General features: G+C 27.7%; 26 protein-coding genes and 11 tRNA genes. 36 read left to right on the top strand and 1 reads right to left on the bottom strand.

Annotation, left to right across the window (positions count from 1 at the left end; genetic code table 4):
* Nucleotide 1 precedes the first annotated feature (1 nt).
* From potB to EMELA_RS03325, 29 genes are all read left to right on the top strand, one after another.
* Nucleotides 2-1129, top strand: a complete 1128-nt coding sequence (potB, locus tag EMELA_RS03445; protein ID WP_156932125.1) for a spermidine/putrescine ABC transporter permease — start codon at nucleotides 2-4, stop codon at nucleotides 1127-1129.
* A complete protein-coding gene (gene potCD, locus EMELA_RS03440; protein WP_028124298.1) occupies nucleotides 1093-4239 on the top strand; it encodes a spermidine/putrescine ABC transporter permease/substrate-binding protein in 3147 nt (1048 codons plus the stop codon). Before potB ends, potCD begins: the two co-directional genes overlap by 37 nt.
* Nucleotides 4240-4309: 70 nt before the next feature.
* Nucleotides 4310-5293 (top strand): hypothetical protein, encoded by a 984-nt coding sequence (locus EMELA_RS03435; RefSeq protein ID WP_028124297.1) that lies wholly within the window; start codon nucleotides 4310-4312, stop codon nucleotides 5291-5293.
* Between the two features lie 77 nt (nucleotides 5294-5370).
* Nucleotides 5371-5445: transfer RNA gene (locus tag EMELA_RS03430), tRNA-Cys, on the top strand.
* 140 nt (nucleotides 5446-5585) lie between these two features.
* Nucleotides 5586-5662 (top strand) — tRNA-Arg (locus EMELA_RS03425).
* 46 nt (nucleotides 5663-5708) lie between these two features.
* Nucleotides 5709-5785, top strand: a tRNA-Pro gene (locus tag EMELA_RS03420).
* 14 nt (nucleotides 5786-5799) lie between these two features.
* A tRNA-Ala gene (locus EMELA_RS03415) sits at nucleotides 5800-5875 on the top strand.
* Between the two features lie 9 nt (nucleotides 5876-5884).
* Nucleotides 5885-5961, top strand: a tRNA-Met gene (locus EMELA_RS03410).
* Nucleotides 5962-5970: 9 nt separating this feature from the next.
* A tRNA-Ile gene (locus EMELA_RS03405) sits at nucleotides 5971-6047 on the top strand.
* A gap of 38 nt (nucleotides 6048-6085) precedes the next feature.
* Nucleotides 6086-6178 (top strand) — tRNA-Ser (locus EMELA_RS03400).
* Between the two features lie 7 nt (nucleotides 6179-6185).
* Nucleotides 6186-6261, top strand: a tRNA-Met gene (locus EMELA_RS03395).
* An 8-nt stretch (nucleotides 6262-6269) separates the two neighbouring features.
* Nucleotides 6270-6346, top strand: a tRNA-Asp gene (locus tag EMELA_RS03390).
* A gap of 2 nt (nucleotides 6347-6348) precedes the next feature.
* Nucleotides 6349-6424 (top strand) — tRNA-Phe (locus tag EMELA_RS03385).
* Nucleotides 6425-6515: 91 nt separating this feature from the next.
* Nucleotides 6516-7211: a hypothetical protein gene (locus EMELA_RS03380; RefSeq protein ID WP_028124296.1), complete on the top strand. Its 696-nt coding sequence runs from the start codon at nucleotides 6516-6518 to the stop codon at nucleotides 7209-7211.
* 793 nt (nucleotides 7212-8004) lie between these two features.
* Nucleotides 8005-8187, top strand: a complete 183-nt coding sequence (locus tag EMELA_RS03375; protein ID WP_028124295.1) for a hypothetical protein — start codon at nucleotides 8005-8007, stop codon at nucleotides 8185-8187.
* 297 nt (nucleotides 8188-8484) lie between these two features.
* Nucleotides 8485-8850, top strand: a complete 366-nt coding sequence (locus EMELA_RS03370; protein WP_028124294.1) for a hypothetical protein — start codon at nucleotides 8485-8487, stop codon at nucleotides 8848-8850.
* Between the two features lie 6 nt (nucleotides 8851-8856).
* Nucleotides 8857-8985 carry a hypothetical protein gene (locus tag EMELA_RS05210; protein WP_268875445.1) on the top strand — a complete coding sequence of 43 codons (129 nt, stop codon included), beginning with the start codon at nucleotides 8857-8859 and terminating at the stop codon, nucleotides 8983-8985.
* 206 nt (nucleotides 8986-9191) lie between these two features.
* Nucleotides 9192-9509, top strand: a complete 318-nt coding sequence (locus EMELA_RS03365; protein ID WP_028124293.1) for a hypothetical protein — start codon at nucleotides 9192-9194, stop codon at nucleotides 9507-9509.
* An 86-nt stretch (nucleotides 9510-9595) separates the two neighbouring features.
* Complete coding sequence (locus EMELA_RS04565; RefSeq protein ID WP_156932123.1) at nucleotides 9596-9769, top strand: hypothetical protein; 174 nt, start codon at nucleotides 9596-9598, stop codon at nucleotides 9767-9769.
* A gap of 99 nt (nucleotides 9770-9868) precedes the next feature.
* The gene (gene tpiA / locus EMELA_RS03360; RefSeq protein WP_028124292.1) at nucleotides 9869-10615 is read left to right on the top strand and encodes a triose-phosphate isomerase; all 747 of its coding nucleotides are present in this window, start codon (nucleotides 9869-9871) and stop codon (nucleotides 10613-10615) included.
* Nucleotides 10616-10626: 11 nt separating this feature from the next.
* Nucleotides 10627-11448, top strand: a complete 822-nt coding sequence (locus tag EMELA_RS03355) for an HAD-IIB family hydrolase (RefSeq protein WP_028124291.1) — start codon at nucleotides 10627-10629, stop codon at nucleotides 11446-11448.
* Between the two features lie 15 nt (nucleotides 11449-11463).
* Nucleotides 11464-13062: a 2,3-bisphosphoglycerate-independent phosphoglycerate mutase gene (gene gpmI / locus EMELA_RS03350; protein WP_028124290.1), complete on the top strand. Its 1599-nt coding sequence runs from the start codon at nucleotides 11464-11466 to the stop codon at nucleotides 13060-13062.
* A 185-nt stretch (nucleotides 13063-13247) separates the two neighbouring features.
* The gene (locus EMELA_RS03345; protein WP_028124289.1) at nucleotides 13248-13514 is read left to right on the top strand and encodes a hypothetical protein; all 267 of its coding nucleotides are present in this window, start codon (nucleotides 13248-13250) and stop codon (nucleotides 13512-13514) included.
* A 130-nt stretch (nucleotides 13515-13644) separates the two neighbouring features.
* Nucleotides 13645-13938 carry a hypothetical protein gene (locus EMELA_RS03340; RefSeq protein ID WP_028124288.1) on the top strand — a complete coding sequence of 98 codons (294 nt, stop codon included), beginning with the start codon at nucleotides 13645-13647 and terminating at the stop codon, nucleotides 13936-13938.
* A gap of 37 nt (nucleotides 13939-13975) precedes the next feature.
* Nucleotides 13976-14140, top strand: coding sequence for a hypothetical protein (locus EMELA_RS04560; protein ID WP_156932121.1), 165 nt, complete (start codon nucleotides 13976-13978; stop codon nucleotides 14138-14140).
* Between the two features lie 134 nt (nucleotides 14141-14274).
* The gene (locus tag EMELA_RS03335) at nucleotides 14275-14760 is read left to right on the top strand and encodes a hypothetical protein (protein ID WP_028124287.1); all 486 of its coding nucleotides are present in this window, start codon (nucleotides 14275-14277) and stop codon (nucleotides 14758-14760) included.
* Between the two features lie 37 nt (nucleotides 14761-14797).
* The gene (locus EMELA_RS03330; RefSeq protein ID WP_028124286.1) at nucleotides 14798-15121 is read left to right on the top strand and encodes a hypothetical protein; all 324 of its coding nucleotides are present in this window, start codon (nucleotides 14798-14800) and stop codon (nucleotides 15119-15121) included.
* Nucleotides 15094-15240 (top strand): hypothetical protein, encoded by a 147-nt coding sequence (locus EMELA_RS04555; protein WP_156932119.1) that lies wholly within the window; start codon nucleotides 15094-15096, stop codon nucleotides 15238-15240. The genes EMELA_RS03330 and EMELA_RS04555 overlap by 28 nt, the downstream gene beginning before the upstream one ends.
* Before the next feature lie 44 nt (nucleotides 15241-15284).
* Nucleotides 15285-15554: a hypothetical protein gene (locus EMELA_RS03325; protein WP_028124285.1), complete on the top strand. Its 270-nt coding sequence runs from the start codon at nucleotides 15285-15287 to the stop codon at nucleotides 15552-15554.
* A 392-nt stretch (nucleotides 15555-15946) separates the two neighbouring features.
* Here the strand turns inward: EMELA_RS03325 and EMELA_RS04550 are convergent, their stop codons facing one another.
* On the bottom strand, nucleotides 15947-16093 hold the full coding sequence (locus tag EMELA_RS04550) for a hypothetical protein (protein WP_156932118.1): 147 nt from the start codon (nucleotides 16091-16093) through the stop codon (nucleotides 15947-15949).
* A gap of 665 nt (nucleotides 16094-16758) precedes the next feature.
* On the opposite strand from EMELA_RS04550, the gene mgtA reads away from it, so the two are divergent.
* The 7 genes from mgtA to leuS all read left to right on the top strand — a co-directional run bounded on the left by mgtA (nucleotide 16759) and on the right by leuS (nucleotide 24094).
* Entirely contained in the window at nucleotides 16759-19416 is a 2658-nt protein-coding gene (mgtA, locus tag EMELA_RS03315) for a magnesium-translocating P-type ATPase (RefSeq protein WP_028124283.1), read from the top strand.
* Entirely contained in the window at nucleotides 19407-19892 is a 486-nt protein-coding gene (gene tsaE / locus EMELA_RS03310; protein WP_232501299.1) for a tRNA (adenosine(37)-N6)-threonylcarbamoyltransferase complex ATPase subunit type 1 TsaE, read from the top strand. The genes mgtA and tsaE overlap by 10 nt, the downstream gene beginning before the upstream one ends.
* Nucleotide 19893: 1 nt before the next feature.
* Entirely contained in the window at nucleotides 19894-20463 is a 570-nt protein-coding gene (tsaB, locus tag EMELA_RS03305) for a tRNA (adenosine(37)-N6)-threonylcarbamoyltransferase complex dimerization subunit type 1 TsaB (protein WP_028124281.1), read from the top strand.
* 94 nt (nucleotides 20464-20557) lie between these two features.
* Complete coding sequence (rplM, locus tag EMELA_RS03300) at nucleotides 20558-21010, top strand: 50S ribosomal protein L13 (RefSeq protein WP_011183391.1); 453 nt, start codon at nucleotides 20558-20560, stop codon at nucleotides 21008-21010.
* A complete protein-coding gene (gene rpsI / locus EMELA_RS03295; RefSeq protein ID WP_028124280.1) occupies nucleotides 21010-21405 on the top strand; it encodes a 30S ribosomal protein S9 in 396 nt (131 codons plus the stop codon). Before rplM ends, rpsI begins: the two co-directional genes overlap by 1 nt.
* 111 nt (nucleotides 21406-21516) lie before the next feature.
* Nucleotides 21517-21593: transfer RNA gene (locus EMELA_RS03290), tRNA-Ile, on the top strand.
* A 95-nt stretch (nucleotides 21594-21688) separates the two neighbouring features.
* Nucleotides 21689-24094 (top strand): leucine--tRNA ligase, encoded by a 2406-nt coding sequence (leuS, locus tag EMELA_RS03285; protein WP_028124279.1) that lies wholly within the window; start codon nucleotides 21689-21691, stop codon nucleotides 24092-24094.
* Nucleotides 24095-24113: the final 19 nt, after the last annotated feature.

Raw genomic sequence — 24113 nt, 5'->3', positions numbered from 1 at the left:
GATGAAAAACTTATCAAATAACTGATCAAAGTCTGTTAGAACAAATGAATGAAATAAAGTTCATTTATGAAATCCTTCAAAAATAATTATTGAAGAAACTCAGACATCAGAAACTAAATCAATTTTTAAGAAAGTAATTAAAACAAAACCTAAAAAGCCTGAAGGCTTTAATCAAAAACAACTTGAAACAGCAATTGATAATGAAATTGCTCGTGAAAACAAATTAAAAGTTCGTCAAAGAATAAAAGAAATTAATAAAACATTAGGTAAAACAAAGCTTTATAATTTCAGTAAAGGTAAAGCTTGACCAATCTTACTACCATTTTTTGTAGTTATGATTTGTTTAGTTATTATTCCTATTATTTCAATTATTGTTTATTCAGTATTTAAGCCAAGTGGAGATATGAAAATGTTTGAATTTTCACTTAAAAACTTCATCAGAATATTTACAGCTGGTGGAATTATGAGAACTATTGGTTTAACAATTGCATATGCGTTTTTAGCTGCATTAATGTGTATTTTATTTGGTTATCCAATAGCCTTGATTATGTCAGAAATGAGATCAAAAATATTAGCTAAAAACATGTGACTGTTAGTTACAATGCCAATGTGAATTTCAATGTTATTAAAAGTATTAGGATTAAGAAGTTTATTTTTAATTCTAGAACCAAGCGCATTAGGAACACAATTAGCAATTATTATTGGAATGACTTATATGTTCCTTCCATTTGCAATAACACCAATTTATGATTCATTAGAATCAAGAAGAATTGATATTGAAGAAGCAGCAATGGATTTAGGATGTTCTAAATTTAGAACTTTCTGAACTGTTACATTCAGATCATCAATGCCAGGGGTTATTACAGCACTTACATTAGTATTATTACAAGCTGCAACATCATTAGTTGTTGTGCAATATATGGGTGATGGAAAAATCACTTTAATTACTTCAATCATAGAATCATATTTCTTTAAAGGAAGTGACTTTGGATTTGGAGCAGCAATTAGTGTTATTCTAGCTATATTTGTATTCTTGCTAATGGTAGTTTCAAAATTTATTAGTAATAAATTTGAAAAGAAAGGAGCTAAAAAATGAAAAGATTCTTCCGCTCAACTTACTTTGCTATAATTCTTTTAGTAATTTATATTCCAATTTTTATAATGATAATGTTTTCATTCAATAGTGGAACATCAGTTTCAAATTGAATGGGATTCAGTACAAAATGATATGAAGAATTTTTCAAGAACTCTCCATTCATTAAATCAATTATTACATCACTATTCGTAGCTGTTGTTTCAACAGTAATTAGTGTTGTTATTGGAACAATGGCAGCTATTGGATTAAGCCGTTTAATAAAAAGAAAACAAAGTAAATGAATGTCAATTGCCAACATACCATTAATTAACGCAGATATTATTACAGCTGTTGCTTTAATGATTATTTTCTTATTAAGTGGTATTAAATTTGGGATTTTTACATTAATCATGGCGCACGTTTCATTTAACGTTCCCTATGTATTAATTACAGTAATGCCTAGATTAAGAAAAGTAGATAAATCAATTGTTGAAGCAAGCTTTGATTTAGGTGCTAAAACTGGAACAGTTATTTTTAAAGTAATTTTACCAATCTTAAAACCTGCAATTATTATTGCAACAGTTATTGCCTTTGCAATGAGTTTTGATGATTTCATTATTTCATACTTTACAGGTGGAGATCAAACTAACGTTGCATCATTTATTTATTCATCAAAAAGAATAAAACCATATATATTTGCATTTGCAACAATGATGGTTGCCATTATTGCAGCAGGTGTAATTATTTGAAATGCTGTACTTTTCATTAACGAAAGAAAAGAAACAGTTAAATCACAAATCAAAAATGGAACTTACAAATCAAAAAATGTTTATAAATTGGAAAAAGAAATTAATGATTTATTAATATCTTTAGAAACAATTACAAAAATTAAAAAATCTAAAAGATTCTCAGTTTGAATTAAATATTATGTTTTAAAATTAAAACTTAAACATGCAAGTTCAAAAAACTATGATAAAAAAATTGCTAAATTGGAGTGAAAAAGATATAAACTTCAAAATACTATTAATCGTGAAAAAAGATATGTTTCAAGATTAAAAAAAGCCGAAGCAAAACAAAAACAATTGAAAAAACAAATTAGTAAATCAGCAGATATTAAAAAAGCTGCTAGATTGTCTATTCAACTAGAAAAAGTTGAAGAAAAAATTACTTTCTTAGCTGAAGAAATAGCTTGATTAACTGAAAAAGAAAATGAAGCTATTCAAAAAGCTGCTTCAATTAATAAAAAAATTAAAAAATTAAAAAAAGAATTTAAAGCAGAGGAAAACCCTTCAAAAAATACAATCAACTGATATAACAAAAAAATTAAATATTATGAAGAATGAAAAATTGAAGTTGAAGAAGGAAAAAATAACTTTAAATTAAGAATGATTGTTGAAAAATTAAAAGATATTAAACAACTAAATGAAAATAAAATTAATGAACTTGCAGCTAAATTAGATTTAGTAGCAACTCAAGCATTTAGAAAAGTTAGTGTAACTAACAAATTGAATCAAAAAATTGCAAACAATCCAAATAATGTTAATTTAAAAGAAAAGAAAATTAAAAGAATTAATAAGTTTGAAATTGGTATCAATAAATTGATTGAAAGCAAAAATGTTAAAATTTCTGAATTAAAAGTTAAAATTAGCAAAGAAAAAGAAAAATTCTTCCCAACTGATATTGATGAAGCAAACTTTACAAAAGGCTTTATTGCAAGAAGTTGAAAAGTAATGTTAGTTAGTTTATTAGCAATCGTTTCATTTAGTGGATTGACTGTTGCTTATGTTATGAATAATATTTATGACTTAGTTATTGGTAACTGAGGAGAATATATTGATCCATCATTAATTCAAGAATTTGAAAAAGAATATGGAGTAAGAGTTAACTATCAAGAATATGATTCAAATGAAACTTTATATAACAAACTTTACACATTCAGTTATGACTTAATGGTTCCAAGTGATTACATGGTACAAAAATTAGCTAATGAAGGTAAATTGGAAGCTTTAGATTATTCAAAAATTAATGTGCAATCAGAAAAATTCAAAGTTAATGACAAAGAAATTGAAATTAACAAAGATATTGAAACAAATGATGACACAAAAACAATCAGTGGTGACTTATTAAATGTTATGACTGCAAGTAAAGTTAAATATGATGAACAGTCAACTCATAGTTTAGGAACAGGAACAATTGTTGATTATGCATTACCTTATTTATGAGGTGATTTAATTATTGTTGTTAATCCTAACTCAAAAGGAAAAGATTCAGGAGGAGCTAATATTCAATGATTATTAGAAACTCATCCAGATCTTATTTCAAAAACAGTTGATGGTGGTAAAACATATAATCCTGTAGCAACTAATGAATCATATGATCCAAGCGCAACTTACGTGTTAAATAACTCAGCACTTTCATGAAACATTTTATGAGAAGCTGCTGCTGCTGGAAAAGAAGTTGTACTAAATGAAGATTCTAAAAATGTTTTTGCAATCGCAGGTCAAAAACTATATGGTGAAGGAAACTTTACATCACAAGATAGAATTGATGTTGCTTCAAAAGAATTAGCTGCATTACTAAAATATAAAAATGTAGGACTTCAAGGAGATTCATTAATTTCAACAGCAAGTGAAGGAAACTTTGATTTTGCTGTGATGTATAATGGTGATGCTGCCAATGCCAATGTAGTTTACAATGGTGAAGATGGTGAAACTGATGGTGACGGTGGTGAAATTGAAGAAGATTTACTAACTAGAGCTGAAAGAGAAGATAAAATCTATTTCTTATATGGTCGACCAAATGCAAAACTAAGTAATAATGCATCATCAGATGCAGTTGAACAATATGAAACAACAAATATTTATTCAGATAATTTAGTAATGGCAAGAGACTCAAGTCATAAAGATGCCGCATATGATTTTATTAATTTCTATATTGCGCATGCACAAGATATTTCAGACTATACTGGAACTCCAACTGGATTTAAAGAAACAATGGAAGCTGCAGTTGAACCTGGTTCAATGTATGAAAAATATAAAGATATATTTGAACCAATTATCTTACATGGAGAAGGTTATAAAGGTAACTTACAACCATTCTTCAACAATAATGTTTATGATCCAAAAGTAGTTGATGCATACAACATCTTAAGAACCAATAAATAGTTATTTTATTAAAATGGTATATAATCTTTTCAAAGGGTTATATACTTTTTTATTGGAAAGGGATTTAATAATGACAAGTTTTAAATTAAATAAAGACAGTTTTAAAAATTGATATAAAAACTATAATGTTAAAGATTGAAAATTATGATTTAAATTAATTTTTATTGTTATATTAACATTTGTGGTATTAGAAGCATATCTTGAACCACTTATTAAATACAGTATTTGAACGCATGATATTAATAATCAAATTGCAAGTGGTAAAACTACTATTAAAGAGCTTATTGATTATGGAATTGCAAATAAAAGTGGTTGAATATCAGGTGATGTCGGTGCTGAACATATAAATGAATTAATTGGAATAACTATAAAATCAGATGGATCACTAATACGAGCAAGATATATGCCATTTGAGCAAATGTTATTTAAAAGTTCATTTTTTACAGTATTAAGTAATTTACTAGTATTAGCATGAATGTATGTAGCATTAATTAAACCAAAAAATGAAGGTGAAAAAGGAATATTAAGTGATAACGTTTCAATTATTTCAGGAACATATATCACAATTACTTTTTTAATTTATCAATTAGCTTTAAGACCAGTTACTATAGCAAGTAGATTGACAAATGGAAAAACAGTTATTCAAGCTATTTTCTTAGAGCCATTATCAGTAATTCAAAATGAAGTATTCCATACAATAGTGCCAATTGCTTTTGTACTTTATATTATCTTTGGTATGAAACATACACATTACGAAGAACTTACAACTAAAAAAATGCATATGAACTGAATTCACGGAATTATTGGATTAGTAGTATATGGATTATACTCAATCATTAGAGGATTAATTAGAGAAGCTGGTGGAACACCAAATACTTCAATTTATGCATATCCATACTTCTTCTTACAAATTACTAACCCTAAAGGACTTTTAGGAGTTACTGGAATTGTCTGATTTATTATCTTTATTTTCGTTATTGCAGGGCTATATATTGGATTCTCAACATCTTATAGATTAGCAATTATTAAAAATCAAAAAAGACTACAAAAATAAAAGGTAAAATCTTTTATTTTTTTTGTTTTAAATTTACATAACTGTTATTTTTTTATATACTTATATAGTACTTTCATGGCGGCATAGCCAAGTGGCTAAGGCATGGGTCTGCAACACCCTGATCATCGGTTCGAATCCGATTGCCGCCTCCAAAAAAAGCAAGTCGTTTAAGGGTTTAAACGATTTTTTTATACAATTATAATTTTCCAATAAATCTATTGTTTTTTTAATAAAACTTATTTATAATAAAAAAGTCCCTTAAATTAAGGTGTACCAATAATAACAAAAAAATGCGCCCGTAGATCAATTGGATAGATCGTTTGACTACGGATCAAAAGGTTGGGGGTTCGAGTCCCTCCGGGCGCACCAAATAAAATTTTAATGTTGTTATTGAAAAGTAATAACATTGTCGTATCGGGAAGTGGCTCAGCTTGGTAGAGCATTCGGTTTGGGACCGAAGGGTCGCAGGTTCGAATCCTGTCTTCCCGACCATTATATTTTTTTGTGGGCCCTTAGCTCAGCTGGGAGAGCACCTGCCTTGCACGCAGGGGGTCGTCGGTTCGATCCCGATAGGGTCCACCATTTTTTTACGGCGGGGTAGCTCAGTTGGTTAGAGCGTTCGGTTCATACCCGAAAGGTCGCGAGTTCAAATCTCGCCCCCGCTACCATTTATTAAAGGACCTTTAGCTCAGTTGGTTAGAGCATCCGGCTCATAACCGGACGGTCATTGGTTCAAGTCCAATAAGGTCCACCACTAGTTAATAAAATATGGTTGCAACTTGAATATTACATGGAAGATTACCCAAGTCCGGCTGAAGGGATCGGTCTTGAAAACCGAGAGTCGGGGAAACCCGAGCGGGGGTTCGAATCCCTCATCTTCCGCCATTTTTATCGCGGGGTAGAGCAGTTGGTAGCTCGTCGGGCTCATAACCCGAAGGTCGTAGGTTCAAGTCCTGCCCCCGCAACCATTTTTAATGGCCCCATAGCGAAGTTGGTTATCGCGCCTCCCTGTCACGGAGGAGATCACGGGTTCGAGTCCCGTTGGGGTCGCCATTGGTTGTGTAGCTCAGTTGGTAGAGCAGCAGATTGAAGCTCTGCGTGTCGGCGGTTCAATTCCGTCCACAACCACCACTTAAAAATGTTGAAGCACCTTGCGTGCTTTTTTATTTTGCAAAAATAGAGTAAAATTATAAATAACTAGTAAAAAGGGGAGAACAACATAATGAAAAGTGTTTTTAAAAAGACTTTGAATATAGCAATTTATACTTTAGTAAGTGCATACCTTGTTGTTGCCTTACTACTGTCTTTTGAAATAATAAAAATTAGACATATTAATATGGGAAATGCTATTGTGGGAAAAGTAAATGGTACTCTTTTATTTGTATTGTTTGGCATTTTAACATTTCAGATTTTAAAATTTATTTTTGAAAATGAAAATGCTTTTCAACGAGGAATAAATATAGAACTATTATTAAAAAAAGAAAACTTAAAAGGCCTTTTAAAACTAACCATACTTGTATTGCCATTTATTATCATTAAACTTGTTAGATATTCATTTGTGTCTTTTTTTGCAGATTCATTGCCTGATTCAATTCAAGTAGCAGCTATCTTATTTTCAATTATGGGTATTATAATCCTACTTATATTTATTTATGTGTTATTAATTTATATATTTAAAAAAGAATGATTTATAGAACAAAATGAAGATCTTGATTTTGAATTATGAATTAAAATATATACACCGCAAAACATTTCAAATAATGAATGTGGTGAAGAAATTGAATTAATTTTTAATGTCTTTGTAAGATTCTTTTTGATGTACATTATTAAAACCATTGTATTAAAATTTAATCTTTTAAAATCAAAATTTATAAAAATTGACAGAATGAGAAACGTACCACCAACTAACTTAATCTAAAAAACTTATGTAAATAAGGAAAGAGGTTAGGAATATGAAAAAACAATTGCTTTACTGGCAGAAGTGGGAATTGTTACAAGCGCAAGCACAACTATTGTGTCTTGCTTTTTGAAGGGTGAAAAAACCAAAGGCGGAACAACAGACCCAAGTACAAAAGATAAAGAAGTTAACCAAACTCTATTAAAAAAATCCAAGAATATTTAGAAGGAAAAATATTTGATGGAAAAGAGTCTGCAATTAACGATGTACAACAAAATAAAAATTGAAAATTCGAAAGTTTGGATAAAGTAAAATCTTCATCATATGGAAATATTGAACCAGAATCAATTCATATAAAGGCAACTTTAAAAAAGAATTATATTTGAGCAAATTTTCAACAGGTGAGTTTGATATAAATATTAAAATTATTAATGAAAAAGTAGTAAAGAAACAGCTGAAAAATTAAGCCAAAATTACTTCTTAAATGAAAAAGTAGCAAAGACTGAAATTGAAAATGCATTCAAAGCATTAAATGGTCTTAAAATACCAATCGTTGAAAAACAAACTAAAACTAGGCTAATGTTAGCATTTAGTATAAAGTTGACATACTTAGGGTCTATTACAGGTCCTGAATCACAACAAGTTACAGTAAATATTAAAAATAACTTAAGTACAGATGTATTTGCAACAAAAAACTTATTACTAAAGATAATAAAAAATATGATTCAAACTAGATGCTGAAAGATTTATTAGATCAACTTTTAAAAAAATAATTGGAATTTCTGAAGTTTCTGTTTAATGAGATCAATGGTAAATGGGTAAATGGGCAGATTTATCATATATAGCAAAAATAAAATATGATGAAAAGAGTTTTGGTCCTGAAACAGCAGAAGGAACAATTCAGTTGAAAACAAATATACAAGCAAGAATTAATGTGGTGAAAACTAAGTTTGAAAGTAAAAAATTCAAAAATAGTGTTGAAGCTCAAAAAAAGTAGAAGAAAGTTTAAAAGTAATTGATGGTGTGCAAAGTGTCTCATTTAGATGAGAAGATGAAAAACTGTTTAATTATAATGTAAAACTTGAATACACAGGAAATTATTTTAAACAACTTCATTAGTTAGAAATCTTAAAAAATATGAGTCGCCATATTTTGAACAGATTGAAGATCAGTCAATTGATATGAGAACATCAAATTCAATTGAATTAGAATTAAAAGGTAAAAATATTGCAGATAAAACTATCAAAGCAATCTCAAGTAATAGTGGTATAGAAGTTCTAGATAACGACCAAAAATGGTAATTATAAATAAACAAAATGATGAAATCAAATCTATTATAAAAGTTTGAGAAGTTAATTCTCCTAATGATACAATGGAATTTGCAGTAACTATTTTACCAAAACCAATATTAGTAACAAAAATGAATTCAGAATATGGATGATATCTTGATTATAAAAAAATTGAAGAAATAATGACAAAAAATTATTATAACGCTAAAAATGATAAATTTGAAATTGTTTCTCAACTTCAAGATGTCGAAGGAAATCCAAAAGTTGAAGATTATATTGATGTTTATTTAAAACAAGATGCTCAAAATCAGCAAAAGTTTTACTTGCATTACAAATTTAAAAAAGCAATTCCTGAAAATGGATATGTTTAAATAGGATTGAAATTAAATGGTAAAATAGTTTCACAATTTAAATTAGTTATTAGCCCAGCTGTAGACCTTACAAATAATATTGAAGAAATCTTAAATAATATTAAAAATAAATTTACTTGAAAAAATGGTCAATAACCTCAACTAAAAAGCCAAGTTGAAAATGATCTTAGATCAGTTGATGGAATTAAAAGTTTTATTTTTGAGTGAACAAACGAAGATGAACTTGAATATGAAGTATTTGTAGCTTATAAACTTGGTAACACAGGTAAAATAACTTTTATAAATAAAGAAATTTGATATATAATACCAGAATTTGAAGATGTGCCAGATGTTACTTATATATGAGAAAGCCTGAAGATAATACTTTTAATGTTTATTGTAAATATTTATCAGGAAAATTATTCAGTGTTAAAACAAATAACCCTTATTTAAAAACCGAAATCGTGGGTGACGTTAAAGTTGAAGAAAACTTACAATTTATAAAAGTTAAAATTATTTCAACAATCAAAGATAATACTTTAAGTAAAATAACAGTTTATCAAACTGTTGATCAAACAGAACAAGTGATAATTAATGTAAACATTTTAGCTTTACCCTACCTAGTGAAAACAGAAATAATTGATCAGATAAACTTACTATGAACGTTGGAAATAGCATAGAATTGAAATTCACAATCAGAAATTTCAATTCTGAATTAGACAAAATTGAAAAATTTAAAGACGCTACAGACTATTAATATTTTGAAATGTCTATTATAACTATTGATCAGTCAAAAAATGAATTTGCTTGAAAAATTGATGCGAAGATTGAACATACAAAATGAATTTCATGAAAAACAACAGCTGCAACATTTAAAATTAAGTATGCAAACCTTGATTGAATTGAAGTAGCAAGAGTAAATATCCGTGTAAATAAATAAAATTGATGACAACAGATAATGTTGTTATCTTTTTTATTTTCAATATTTTATGAATGTTATATAATTAAAAATGTACAAAAAACAAAAGGGAGAAATATTATGAGAGAAAAAGTAATTTTTGGAAATTGAAAAATGAACGGAACTAATGCTGAATTATTAACTTTCTTAAAAAAAGTTGATAAAGCTGCAAAAAAATCAAATGTAGTTGCTGGATTAGGTTTACCATTTACATTATTAGGAACAGGAATTGAAAAAGCAAAAAATATTAAAGTTGCTGCTCAAAATGTTCACTTTGCTGAAAATGGAGCATATACTGGTGAAGTTTCAATTTCAATGTTACAAGAAATTGGAGTACAATACGTTATTATTGGTCACTCAGAAAGAAGAGAAATGTTTGGAGAAACTGATGAAACAGTTAACAAAAAAGCTACTGCTTTATTAGCTGCAGGAATGACATCAATCATTTGTTGTGGTGAAACTTTAGAAACTAAAGAAGCTAAAAAAACTGTTACATTTGTTAATGCACAAATTAAAAAAGCATATAAAGGAATTAGTGCAGAAGATGCATTAAAAACAATCATTGCTTATGAACCAATCTGAGCTATTGGAACAGGTAAAACTGCAACAAGTGAAGATGCTGAAAAAGTATGTGAAGCTATCCGTAAAAACTTAGCAAAAATTTATGATGAAAAAACTGCTAACAAAATTACTATTCAATATGGTGGAAGCGTTAACCCATCAAACATTGCTGAATTAATGTCACAACCAAACATTGATGGAGCACTTGTTGGTGGATCTTCATTAAAAGCTGATGATTTTATTGCATTAATCAATTACAAAAAATAATTAATGAACGAATGAACGAAATCAAACTTTTAGTTTTAGATATGGATGGTACTTCTTATCATAATATGGGAAATATCATTGAATCTAATATTAAACCATTACAAGATGCTATAAAAATTGGTACTAAAGTAGCTTTTGTTACTGGAAGACCAGTTTTAGCAAAACCAAATAATTTAAAGGAACATAATTTGGCCGAAGAAAATGCAATTTTAATTGGATGTAACGCTGGATGTATTTATGATTTAAATACTGAAACAGTTTTAAAAAGTAATCCAATTAAATCTGACCAAGCTAAAAAGTTATTTGAAGCAGCTAAAAATACAAAAATCATTTTATGAGGATATGTAGATGATCTAAATACAGTTATTCTTTCAAAAAAAGTAGCTGATGTTAATAATGAAGAATGCCACTGAGAAGGAAGATTCTTTGACGGAGAATATTTAATTTATGATGATGTTAAAGATAACTTTAATTTTAATTTCTTTAAAATCTTAGGATTTCATGGTAATTATGATTTTTATAACCAAATTGAGGCTGATCTTAATTTAAACATCTCAACAAACGATGGAAAACTAGCTGAAATCAACGCGCCTGGTATTAATAAAAAGTTTGCGATTGATTGATTATCTGATTACTTTAATATTCCAATCAAAAACATTGCTGCAATGGGTGATGGTATGAATGACTTACCAATGATCAAACATGCAGGAATTGGAGTAGCTTTAAAAAATTCAGAACAACAAATTAAAGATGCTGCTCAAATATATATTGATAAAGAAAATACAGAAGGTGCTGTTGCAGAATTTGTTAACAAGTACATCTTAAAAAAATAACAAGGAGAAAAATAAATGAAAGTTAAAAAACCTGTTATCTTAGCCATTTTAGATGGTTGAGGAATTGAAGAAGCTGGTGCTGGTAATGCAGTTGCTAATGCTGATCAAAAATTTGTAAAAGAAATGATGGAAATGTATCCATGAGTTAAAGCACATGCATTAGGTGAATGAGTAGGATTACCTGAAGGACAAATGGGAAACTCAGAAGTTGGACATATTCACTTAGGTGCTGGAAGAATCAATATGGAATCTCTAGCAAAATTAAACTATGAAGTTAAAGTTGATGGTTTTTCTACAAATGAAGTTTTAGTTGATACATTTAAATATGTACAAGAACACAGTAGTGCATTACACTTAATGGGATTATTCTCAGATGGTGGAGTTCACTCACATATAAACCACATGATTTCTATGTATAAAGCAGCAGTTAAATTTGGTTTAACAAATATTAAATTTGATTTAATTACTGATGGTAGAGATACAGCTCCAAAAGTAGCTGAACAATACATTAATCAATTATTACAAGTTATTAAAGATAACAACAACATTGGAGAAATTGCATCAATTAGTGGAAGATACTACGCAATGGATCGTGATAAAAGATTTGAAAGAAGTGCAGAAGCATATAAAACAATTACTGAAAGAAAAGTTGATCAACCAAAATTCACAGATCCAATTCAATATGTAAAACAAGCATACGAAAGTGGATTAGATGATGAAATGATCGTTCCAGCTTACAATGCAAGTGTTGTTGATGCTGAATTAAAAACAAATGATGCAATGATTTTTACAAACTTCCGTCCAGACCGTGCTATTCAAATGGCATCAATCATGACAAACAAAAATTATGCAGCATGAAGTGATGCAGCATTTAAAGGAATTGATTTCATTGGAGATAAAATTAGATTTGTTTCAACAATGAAATATGCAGATAGTGTAACTTCACCATTTATTGCATATCCACCAACTCCATTAACAAATACATTAGGAGAATATATTTCAAGTTTAGGTTTAAGACAATTAAGAATTGCTGAAACTGAAAAAATTGCTCACGTTACATTCTTCTTTGATGGAGGAAATGATTACTTTAAAAATGGTTTAGCTAAACCAGAAGAAATTACTTTACCTCATGCAAGTATTGATTTAATTGCTTCACCAAAAGTAGCAACTTATGATTTAAAACCAGAAATGTCAGCTGTTGAAATTACAGATAAATTAATAGAAGAAGTTAAAAAAGATAAATTTGATTTAATCGTTTTAAACTTTGCAAACTGTGATATGGTTGGACATACAGGAAACAATGATGCAACAGTTAAAGGTGTTAAAGTATTAGATGAACAATTAAAACGTATTCATGATGAATTTGTATTAAAACACAATGGTGTAATGGTTATTACAGCAGACCATGGTAATGCAGAAATTATGATCGATGAAAACGGTGGACCGAACAAAAAACATACAACAAGTTTAGTGCCAATTATTGTTACTGATAAATCAGTAGAGTTAAGTGAATTTGATCCAGCAATCGCTAAAGTTGCACCAACAATTTTAGACATTATGGGGTTAGAAATTCCAAAAGAAATGACTCAACCATCAATGATTATTAAAAAATAAAAATTTATTCTTAAAATAGAATTAAATGTGGATTTAGTTCTATTTTTTTGTAACTTAACGATTTTAGATATTATTTTTCATATTTGTTAGTTCATTCATAGTGCATAAAAAATACTTAAAAAAACTTATTTTTGTTTGCTAAGTAGTAAAATTACATGTATTTAACAATATAGGAGGCAGGTTTTATGCAAAAAAATAATTTTAAAAAAGTAAATGCATTTTTTATTCATTTAGTATTTTTTGTGTACGTTTTATTTGTCTTTTTAATTTCATTTAATGTTATAAAAATAGATAATTTTGTTTTTATAAATAGATTTATTGAAAAAACTAATACTTTAATTTCAGCAATCTTAATTATTTTATTAACTTCTGAAACACTAATATTGATTTTAAAAAATGAACAAGAACTAATAAAAAATAAAAATATTGGTATATTAGCTAAAAAAATTTAAAATTAATTTTTAGATTACTAATTTTGTTATACCTTTTATTGCAATTAAATTTATCAAAACATTGTTTTTAAGTAATTTCAACGATACATTACCAACATGTATTCAAATAGTTATTATTGTATGTTCAGTAATGAGAATTATTTTAATTGGATTATTAGTATTTCTAACAATCAGTTTTATGTTTAAAAGTGATTGAATTATTCAAGAAACAGAAAGAATTGATTTTTCACTATGAATTGAAAATTATGAACTAAATAACATAACAAATGATGAGTCTGATCAAAATATTCAAATTGTTTTTATTAGTTTAATAAAACATTTTTTAGCATGCACATTTAAAGAAAAAGATTTAACTTTTAAATTATTAAAAGCAAAAATAACAAAATTTAATAGAATGAGAAGCATACGACCAATAACCAACTAATTTTTAATTATACAAAAATAATAAAGAGGTTAGGGAAATGAAAAAAACAATTACTTTACAAGCTGCAGTATGTCTTGCATCAGCATCAAGTACAGCCGCTATATCTTGTTCTTTAATAAAAGCTAAAGATGAAGAAAGCAAAGATAAAACAGCTAATAATATAGAAGTTAATGAAAATCTATTAAAAATTGAAATCAAATAGTATGCAAATGGTAAACAATTTAATACTAAACAAGAAGGAATTAATTTATACAAAATAAAAAAGATTGAAAATTTGAAGGGCTAGATTCAATTAAAGGTTCAATATATGGTAATAGCATAGCAAATTCTATACATGTGAAATCAAAACTTAAAACTAGTTATGCATGATTAAAAGCTAGTGATGGAGAATTTGATGTAAATATAAATTTAAATAATTTTAAATCTGTTGAAGAAGTTAGTGAATTTTTTAATACAGTTTATTTTGAAGAGAATAATTATATTGTATCTAGTATTGAAAATGCATTTAAACAATTAAATGGAGTCAAAACTTTTAAAGTCAAAATAAATGAAGCTGTAAAAAGACAACTATCATACCATGTTTATTTAACATATGAAGATTCAATAATAGGGCCAGAAATTAAAAATGTTAAGATTAATATTAAAAATAATTTAACTGCATCAAAATTAAATCTTGCAAATAAATCTGTATTAGAAAATATTAGTAAATATAAATCAAAAATTAAAGCCAAAACTTTATTAAAACTTCATTTACAAGTATTTAAGGGGTTTCACAAGTTACAATTACATGAGATTTATGAGCAACACAGTTATATACTGTAAAAATAACTTATGACAATAAAAGTTTAGGGCCTGAAATATGTGAAGGTACAATTGAACTACAGCAAATGTGAAACCAACTATTAAAAAGGCGAAAGCACAGTTTGAAACAATTGAATTTAAAAATAGTGATAGTGCACAAACTGAAGTTGAAAAAAAATTAAAATCAATTGCTGGAATAAAAAATGTAACTTTTAATTGAAATGATGAATCATCATTTAAATATAATGTACAAATTGATTACGTAGATAATTTTTTTGGTCCTTCATTATTGATGGAACACTTAAAAAATATCAATCAATTGTATTTGAACAAATTAATGATCAAAATATTGATATGAGAACATCAAGTTCAATTCAATTAAAATTAAAAGGTAAAAATATTTTAGGAAAAACTATTAAAGTTAGTTCATCAAATAATTTGGTTGGAGCTTCTTATGATAATCAAATTCTTACAATTAGTAATTTAAAAATGAAAAATTAAGCTCTACTATAAAAGTTTGAGATGAAAACGACACAGATACTTCAATGGTATTTAATGTAAGTATTTTACCAAAACTTGAATTAGTAACAACAGTGAATTCAAATGAATGATATTTAGATGAAGAAAAAACAATGGAAATTCATACTAAAAACTTTGATAATAGTAAAAATGATCATTTTGAAATTGCATCTGAACTTGAAAATATTGGTGAAAATGATTCAAACGTTAATAATTATATTGATTTAAAATTAACACAAGATACTGAAAATGAACAAAAGTTTTATTTAAACTATAAATTTTCTATAAATTTTTAAAAAAAACTTACACAAAATGCAATTCTAAAAGTATCATTGAAATTAAATGGTGAAATCGTTTCTGATTTCAATTTAGCAATAAAAGAAAAAACCAATATAACAAGTGATATTAATAATGCACTTGAAAATATTAAAAATGAATATAGTTGAAAAGTAATAGAATCATTTAAATTGAACAAAAAGTTGCGACTGATCTTAACTCGATTAATGGAATTGAAAAAATCAGTTTTGAGTGAACAAATGAAGCTAGCCTAGAATACAAGGTATCTATAACTTATAAAGTAGGTTATATACGTAATAATTTATATTCAAATGCAGGTACGTTATATCTAGAACCAAAGTTTGAAACTTACCTATGATATGGGAACACCCGATACAAATACATTCTAAGTTTATGGTAAAAATCTAACTAAAAAATCATTTAGTGTTAAAACAGATAATGATAATGTTAAAGCAGAAGTTGAAGCTGGTGTTGGAGTTGAAGGAGATAAAGAGTATTTAACAGTTAAAGTTTCATCAGATGTTAAAACTAATGTCACAAGTGTAATAACAGTTTATCAAAGATATGATGAAGATCAAAAAAATACAATTAATACAAATATTTGAGCTTTACCATACTTAGAAAAAGTTGGTAAATGGCCAGAAGATAACACTCAAACAAAATTAAAAAATGAATCGTTATTAGAATTAGGGTTCATTATTAAAAACTACAAAGAAGGTTTAGATAATTATTCAACCGCACAGATAACGGTAATAAAGTTGGGGTATCTACATCAGTAAAAGACAAACAAAAAAATAAATTTATTTGAACAATTAGTGGAAAAGATACTCATGAAATATTTAATCCATCTACTAATGTGACAATAAAATTTAAGTGAACAAATAATGATTGAACTGAATAAGTAAGAATAAATGTAAAAGTTTCATAATTAATAATGCTATAAATAAAAAAATCTGCATCAAAATGATGTAGATTTTTTAAACAGTTTTTAAGGTTTTGTACAAAGATTTAATTAAAAATTTTCTTATTATTGTTTATTAAATATTTATGCTATAATTTCAAAGACGAAGAAAGAGGTGATATTATGAGTATTCCATCCGAGAGTTCATTGAAGAGATTATATATTATAAAGAGTGCTTATATGTCACTATTTTTTATACGTTAAAAATTTTTCATATTTAGGCATTCGTAGATAGGAAATTTATGAAAAAACTAAAGAAATTAAATAATAATACAAAATTTGAATTAATCAATTACGTAGACTCAGATAATAATAAACTATTAAAACAATTTGAAATAAATAAATTTGGTTTAGATGACCAACAAGTAGAAACAAACAGAGAAAAATTTGGAGGTAAAGAATTAAAACCAACAAGATTCAATGTTTTTCTAATAATCATTAAAACATTCTTCTCACCATTCAATATCATATTAATGGCGATTGATGCTTTTAACTTTTACGAATATGCAACTGACCCTGACACATTTTCATTAGTAGCTGCCATTATTGTGCTAATTATGATACTAGCTAGTGGAACAATGGCATTTGTTCAAGAAGTTAGATCTCATATTGTTATTAAAAAAATGATTAAAGAAAATAAAAAAACTTCTAAAGTTATTAGAAATATCTCATATAACTATAAAGCTTTAGATAATGCTAATTCAATTAGAATGATTAAAGAAGCAGAAGTAATTGAAAATGATGAATTAGTTCCAGGAGACATAATATACCTAGTAAATGGTGATATTATTCCAGCTGATGTAAGAATTTTATGATCAAACAACTTATATGTTAACCAATCATCATTAACAGGAGAAAGTTTCCCTGTACAAAAAAGAGATTCAAATGAGAAAGAATTTGAATCACACTTAAGTTATGAAAATATCGGTTATATGGGAACAGAAGTAATGTCTGGTAGTGGATTAGCAATTGTTGTTGCTACTGGTCAAAACACTTACTTTTCATTAATTGATAAAAAAGTTAAAGAAAAAAGAAAAAGTTCATCTTTTGAAAAAGGAATCAAAAGAATTACTTTATACCTAATTGCTTTCATGATTGCAGTTGTTCCTATTGTGCTTTTAATAGCAGGACTACAACAACATGATTGACTAAAAGGTTTATTATTTACTATTGCAATAGCAGTAGGAATAACACCTGAAATGTTGCCAATTATTGTGACTTCTAACTTAACAAGAGGTTATAAAAAAATTGAAAACGAAGAAATTATTGTTAAAAATTTAAACTCAGTACAAAACATTGGAGCAATTGATATTTTATGTACTGACAAAACAGGAACTATCACAAGTGGAGAAATTAGTTTAGATAAAGTAACTGGTGTTCGCGGAGAGAAATCTGAATTTATTGAACATGTTCTATATTTAAATAGTTACTTCCAGTCAGGATTCCAAAACCCAATTGATAGTGCAGTTTTATCATCAAAAATTAAAAAACCTGATGTTGAAGACTATACAAAAGAATGAGAAATTCCATTTGATTTTGAAAGAAAGATTTTATCTGTTATTTTAACATCAAAAAAAGATAAAGAAATTTTTACTAAAGGTGCTGTTGAAGAGGTTCTAAAAGTATGTAACAGAATTTCTATTAACGGGAAAATTGAAAAATTAGATGCAAAACATAAAAAAGCAATTTTTCAAAAAACACATGAATTAAACTTAGATGGTTATCGTGTGATTGGAATTGCACATAATGTTTTACAAGATGAAGACGTTGAAGAAGAACTAATCTTCTATGGATTTGGAACTTTCTTTGATAAACCTAAAAAAACTTCTAAAAAATTAATTAAAAATTTAGCTTCAAAAGGAATATCAACAAAAGTTTTAACTGGTGATAATGAAATCATCACAAGAGCAATTTGTAAAAATGTTGATTTTGAAATTACTAAATTATATTCAGGTGCTGACATTGAAGCAATGGATGAAAGACAACTATATAAAGCTGTTGAACAAGGTAATGTATTTGTTAAATTGTCACCAATTCATAAATCAACAATTATTGCAGCTTTACAAGTTCAAAGACATGTTGTTGGATTTATGGGTGATGGAATTAATGACGCCCCTGTTTTAAGAGAATCAGATGTTGCTATTTCATTTAGCGAAGCATCAAATATTGCTCAAGATGCAGCAGATATGATTTTAACAGGTGAATCACTAATGGCAATTGAAAATGCCGTTGTTGAAGGGCGTAAAAGTTTAGCTAACATGTTGAAATATATTAAAGTAACTGTAGCTTCAAACTTTGGTAACGTAATATCTGTTATTGTTGCATTATTCTTAACAAAAGAAGAACCAATGTTAGCATTGCACTTATTATTACAAAACTTACTATATGACTTTGTAATGTTTGCATTAGTATTTGATAATGTTGATGAAGAATTCTTAGAAAAACCAAGACCATTCACAACCAAGAATATTATCTGGTTTGCTGTAATTAATGGACCAGTTAGCTCAATATTTGATATTTTAACATTCTTGGTATTAATTTTTGGATACAAACTAGTTCCTTTCCAAGGAGAAGCACCAGATGGAACAGATAATGCAATGAAATTTCACGCTTCATGATTTGTAGTTGGGTTAATGACTCAAACTGCTGTTATGCAAGTTTATAGAACTGAAAAAACTCCATTCATTCAATCAAAATGTTCATTATCAATGTTGATTGCAACAATCGTTATTTGTTCATTTGCTGTGTTGATACCATTCACACCAATTAGTGAATTAGTACAAATGTCAGCACCACACTGATCATTCATATTTGTAGCTTTAGGATTTGTAACTTGTTATATTGTATTAGCACAGTTAGTCAAAAAACTATATATCAGAAGATTCAAAGAATGATTATAAAATATAAAATGACTTGTTATTTACTAACAAGTTTTTTTTGAAAATATTATAATTTATTTATGATTAAAACAATTATTTCAAATTCTGTCCAAGACACAAATAAAATTGCCCAAGAAATAGCTAACACATTAAGTGGTGAAGTTTTTGTTCTACTAACTGGTGATCTTGGCGCTGGAAAAACAACATTTACAAAAGCATTGATTAAACAATTTGGTGTTAAAGAAAATGTATCTTCACCAACGTTTACAATTTTGAATCAATATCAAAGTAAAACCAATGTAATTAATCATATGGATGCTTATCGTCTAGATAAACAAAGTGATTTAGAAATGTTTATTGAAGAGTTTGATAATGCAATTAACATTATTGAATGATGAACAAATATAAATTTAGCTTTAACAAATAAAAAGATTGTTAAAATTGAAATCAAAAAGGTTAATGAATCTGCAAGAGAATTCATTATAGAAAGTAATTAAAGTGAAACTGTTTATTGATACAACCAATTGACAATTATGCTTAATCTTAATTGATGAAGAAAATCATATTGTTGAAGAATTTATTCAAAGAGATACAAAAAAAGTTAGTGATATCACTATGACTAATATAATTAATCTACTTAATAAACATAATTTAAAACTAAATCAAATTAGTGATTTTTATGTGACTAAAGGTCCCGGTAGTTACTCTGGAGTTAGGGTTGGTTTAACAATTGTGAAGACCTTAAAAACTTTAAATGATCAGATCAATGTTTTCTTAATTGATTCATTAAAAATTCAAGCAGGTAATCAAAAATGTATTAGTTTATTAGATGCTAGATCAAATAAATGATTTTGTAGTGTATATGATAATAAAAAGGTTATTAAAGAACCATTTTTGATTGATGAAGATACGCTAAAAGAATTACAAGCAGAATATCCAGATTACATCATAATTAAAGACTATGATCATGTAGATTTTAAAGTTTATGTTTTAAATGCATTAGCAGATTTTGAAAAAATTGAAAATATAAGTGACATAAGCCCTATTTATGTAAAAAGTTTTATTTAATAAGTTTAATTTTAAAACCAAATGTATTATAATAAATATGCTTACTACACTTATAAGACCCCGGACAAGTCAATGTAAGAGGAGAAATAAGCACATGAAACAAACAACATTAATTGCTGCAAAGGATATCAAAAAGAATTGATATATCGTTGATGCAGCAGGGCAAAATGTGGGGAGATTATCTACAGAAGTAGCTAGAATCTTAAGAGGAAAACACAAAGTTGACTTTACACCTCACATGAATAATGGTGATCACGTTATCATCATTAACGCTGAGAAAGTATTATTTACTGGTAAAAAAGAATCAGATAAAACATACTACCACCACTCAATGCACCCAGGTGGACTAAGAAGAAGAACAGTAGCAGTTCAAAGAGAATTAGACGCAACTAAAATTTTAGAACGTTCAATTCGTTTGATGTTACCAAAAAATGTACAAGGAAGAAATCAATTTAGAGCATTACACGTATTTGTTGGTGAAAACCACCCTTACGCAGCTCAAAAACCAGAAGTTTTAACATTTGTAAAAAAAGGAGATAACAAATAATGGCAGAAAAAGTTATTTATAGAGGAACAGGAAGAAGAAAAACTTCTGTAGCTCAAGTTATCTTAACTCCTGGAAAAGGAAACATCATTGTTAATGGTGTTCCTGCATTAGAATTCTTCCCATATACAACATTAGTTCAAGACTTAGAACAACCACTTGTAGCAACTGGAACAGAAAAAGATTTTGATATAACTGTTAGAGTTAAAGGTGGAGGATTTACTGGTCAAGCTGGAGCAACTCGTTTAGGGATTGCTAGAGCATTATTAGTAGCTAGTGAAGATTACAGAAAAGGGTTAAGAGCTGTTGGGTTATTAACTCGTGATGCACGTATCAAAGAACGTAAAAAATACGGATTACGTGGAGCACGTAGAGCACCTCAATACTCAAAACGTTAATTTATATATTTTAGCAATATATATGAAAAGATGGCTTGAGCCATCTTTTTTACTTTTCTTTCCTATTTGTATTGACTTAATATTGTAAAAATAATACAATATTTTTGTTTTCGGAATATAGCTCAGCTGGTTAGAGCACTCCGCTGATAACGGAGAGGTCGTTGGTTCAAGTCCAATTATTCCGACCATTAGATATCATAAGTAATAATCATTTGATTATTACTTTTTTTTATTTATAAAAATAGTAAAATTAATAATAGTTTATATTTACAAGGAGTTTAAAATGGAATTTTCACATAAAGCGATCGAAAAAAAATGAAAAAAATATTGAGAAGAAAATAACATATATAAAACAACTAATACATCAGATAAAAAGTCTTATGTACTAGATATGTTTCCATATCCAAGTGGAGCTGGGATTCATGTTGGGCATGTTAAAGGTTATACAGCAACTGATGTTTTTTCACGTTATAAAAAAATGAATGGATATGATGTTTTACACCCTATGGGTTGAGATGCTTTTGGACTACCAGCAGAACAATACGCTTTAAAAACAGGAAATGATCCAATTGATTTTACTTTAGAAAATATTAAGAATTTTAAACGTCAATTAAAAATGATGGGATTTAGTTATGACTTTGATAAAGAAGTTTCAACAGCTAATCCAAACTATTACAAAATAACACAATGAATATTTAATCAACTATATAAAAAAGGTCTAGCAGAAAATCGTGATGTTGAAGTTAACTGATGTCAAGAATTAGGAACTGTGCTAGCTAATGATGAAATTATTGAAAAAGATGGAATGATGGTTAGTGAACGTGGAGAGCATCCAGTAACTAAACGTAAAATGCGTCAATGAGTTTTAAAAATAACACATTATGCTGATCGCTTATTAGAAGGATTAGACGAACTAAAATGAAATAGTTCAATTAAAGATTTACAAAGAAACTGAATTGGTAAATCAACAGGAGTTGAATTAGACTTTAAAGTTAATGATCTTAAAATCCCAGTATTCACAACCAGAATTGATACTATGTATGGAGTAAGTTATATTGTCTTAGCTCCAGAACATGAAGATGTATTAAAAATCACAACCCCAGATCATTTAGATGAAGTTAAAGAATATATTGAACTTGCTAAAAATAAATCAGAAATTGATCGTAAGGATGACTCTAAAACAAAAACTGGAGTATTTACAGGTAGTTATGCAATTAATCCACATACAGGTGAAAAAATTCAAGTATGAATTAGTGATTATGTATTAGCTAATTATGGAACTGGTGCTGTAATGGCTGTGCCTGCTCATGATAAAAGAGATTGAGAGTTTGCAACTAAATATAACTTAGAGAAAAAAAATGTTATTGAAAACAAAACAGATGCAAAAGCTTTTATTGGTGAAGGAATTATTATTAATTCTGAATTCTTAAATGGGATGAATAAAAAAGAAGCAATTGAAGTTATGACAAAAATTGCTGTTGAAAAAGGTTATGGAAGAGAACAAACAAATTATAAATTAAGAGACTGATTATTTTCACGTCAAAGATTTTATGGAGAACCTTTCCCAGTATTATATGGTCCAAATCAAGAAATTACTCTAATTGAAGATTTACCAGTTGAATTACCAAGAATTAAAAATATCAAACCGAGTGGAACTGGAGAATCACCATTAGCAAACGTAGAAGAATGAGTTAATGTTGAAATTGATGGTGTTAAATACAAAAGAGAAACAAATACAATGCCTCAATCTGCTGGTTCAAGTTGATATTACTTAGCTTACATTTTAGCTGATGGACCAAATGAGTTTATTAATATTAATAGTGAAGAAGCTAAAAAACGTTTCGCAAAATGAATGCCAGTTGATTTATATGTTGGTGGACAAGAACATGCTGTTGGTCATTTATTATATGCAAGATTTTGAAACTATGTTTTATATGATCTAGGTATTACTTCAGTAAAAGAACCATTTAAACAATTATTTAACCAAGGAATGATTTTAGGATCAGATGGAAGAAAAATGTCTAAGTCATGAGGAAATGTAATTAGTCCTGATGATATTGTTTTAACTCATGGTGCTGATAGTTTAAGATTATATGAAATGTTCATGGGGCCGTTGGATGCTTCATTACCATGAAGTGAAGAAGGATTAGATTCAGCATTAAAATGAATTCACCGTGCTTATCGAATGGTAGTATCTGCTGAGTTAACTGATGTTAATGATACAAAACTTGATTTTGTATATAACGATGTTGTTAAAAAAGTGGGAGAAATGATTCAATCATTAAAATTCAATACTGCTATTTCTCAATTAATGGTATTTGTTAATGCGGTTTATAAACATCAAGGACCAGTATATCGTCCTTACATTGAAGGGTTTGTAAAAATGTTAAGTATCTATGCTCCATTTATTGGGGAAGAATTATGAGAAAAACTTGGACATAAACCTTCAATTACAAAAGCAACATGACCAGAATTTGATTCTTCAAAATTAGTATCAAATATAGTAGTTATTGCATTACAAATTAATGGTAAATTAAGAGCAACTATTGAAGTTGAAAAAGGGACTATTAAAGATAAACTAATTGAATTAGCTAAAAAACATGAGAATATCATTAGTTACATTAAAGACAAAGAGATTATTAAAGAAATTGCTGTTATTGACAAGATTGTTAATATAGTAATTAAATAAGGGCACAAGTGCACAAAAA

The organism is Mesoplasma melaleucae (genome assembly GCF_002804105.1).
GTDB classification, from domain to species: Bacteria; Bacillota_I; Bacilli_A; order Mycoplasmatales; family Mycoplasmataceae; genus Mesoplasma; species Mesoplasma melaleucae.
Note: the sequence above shows the minus strand (reverse complement) of the source record. Positions and strands in the feature narration are given on the sequence as shown.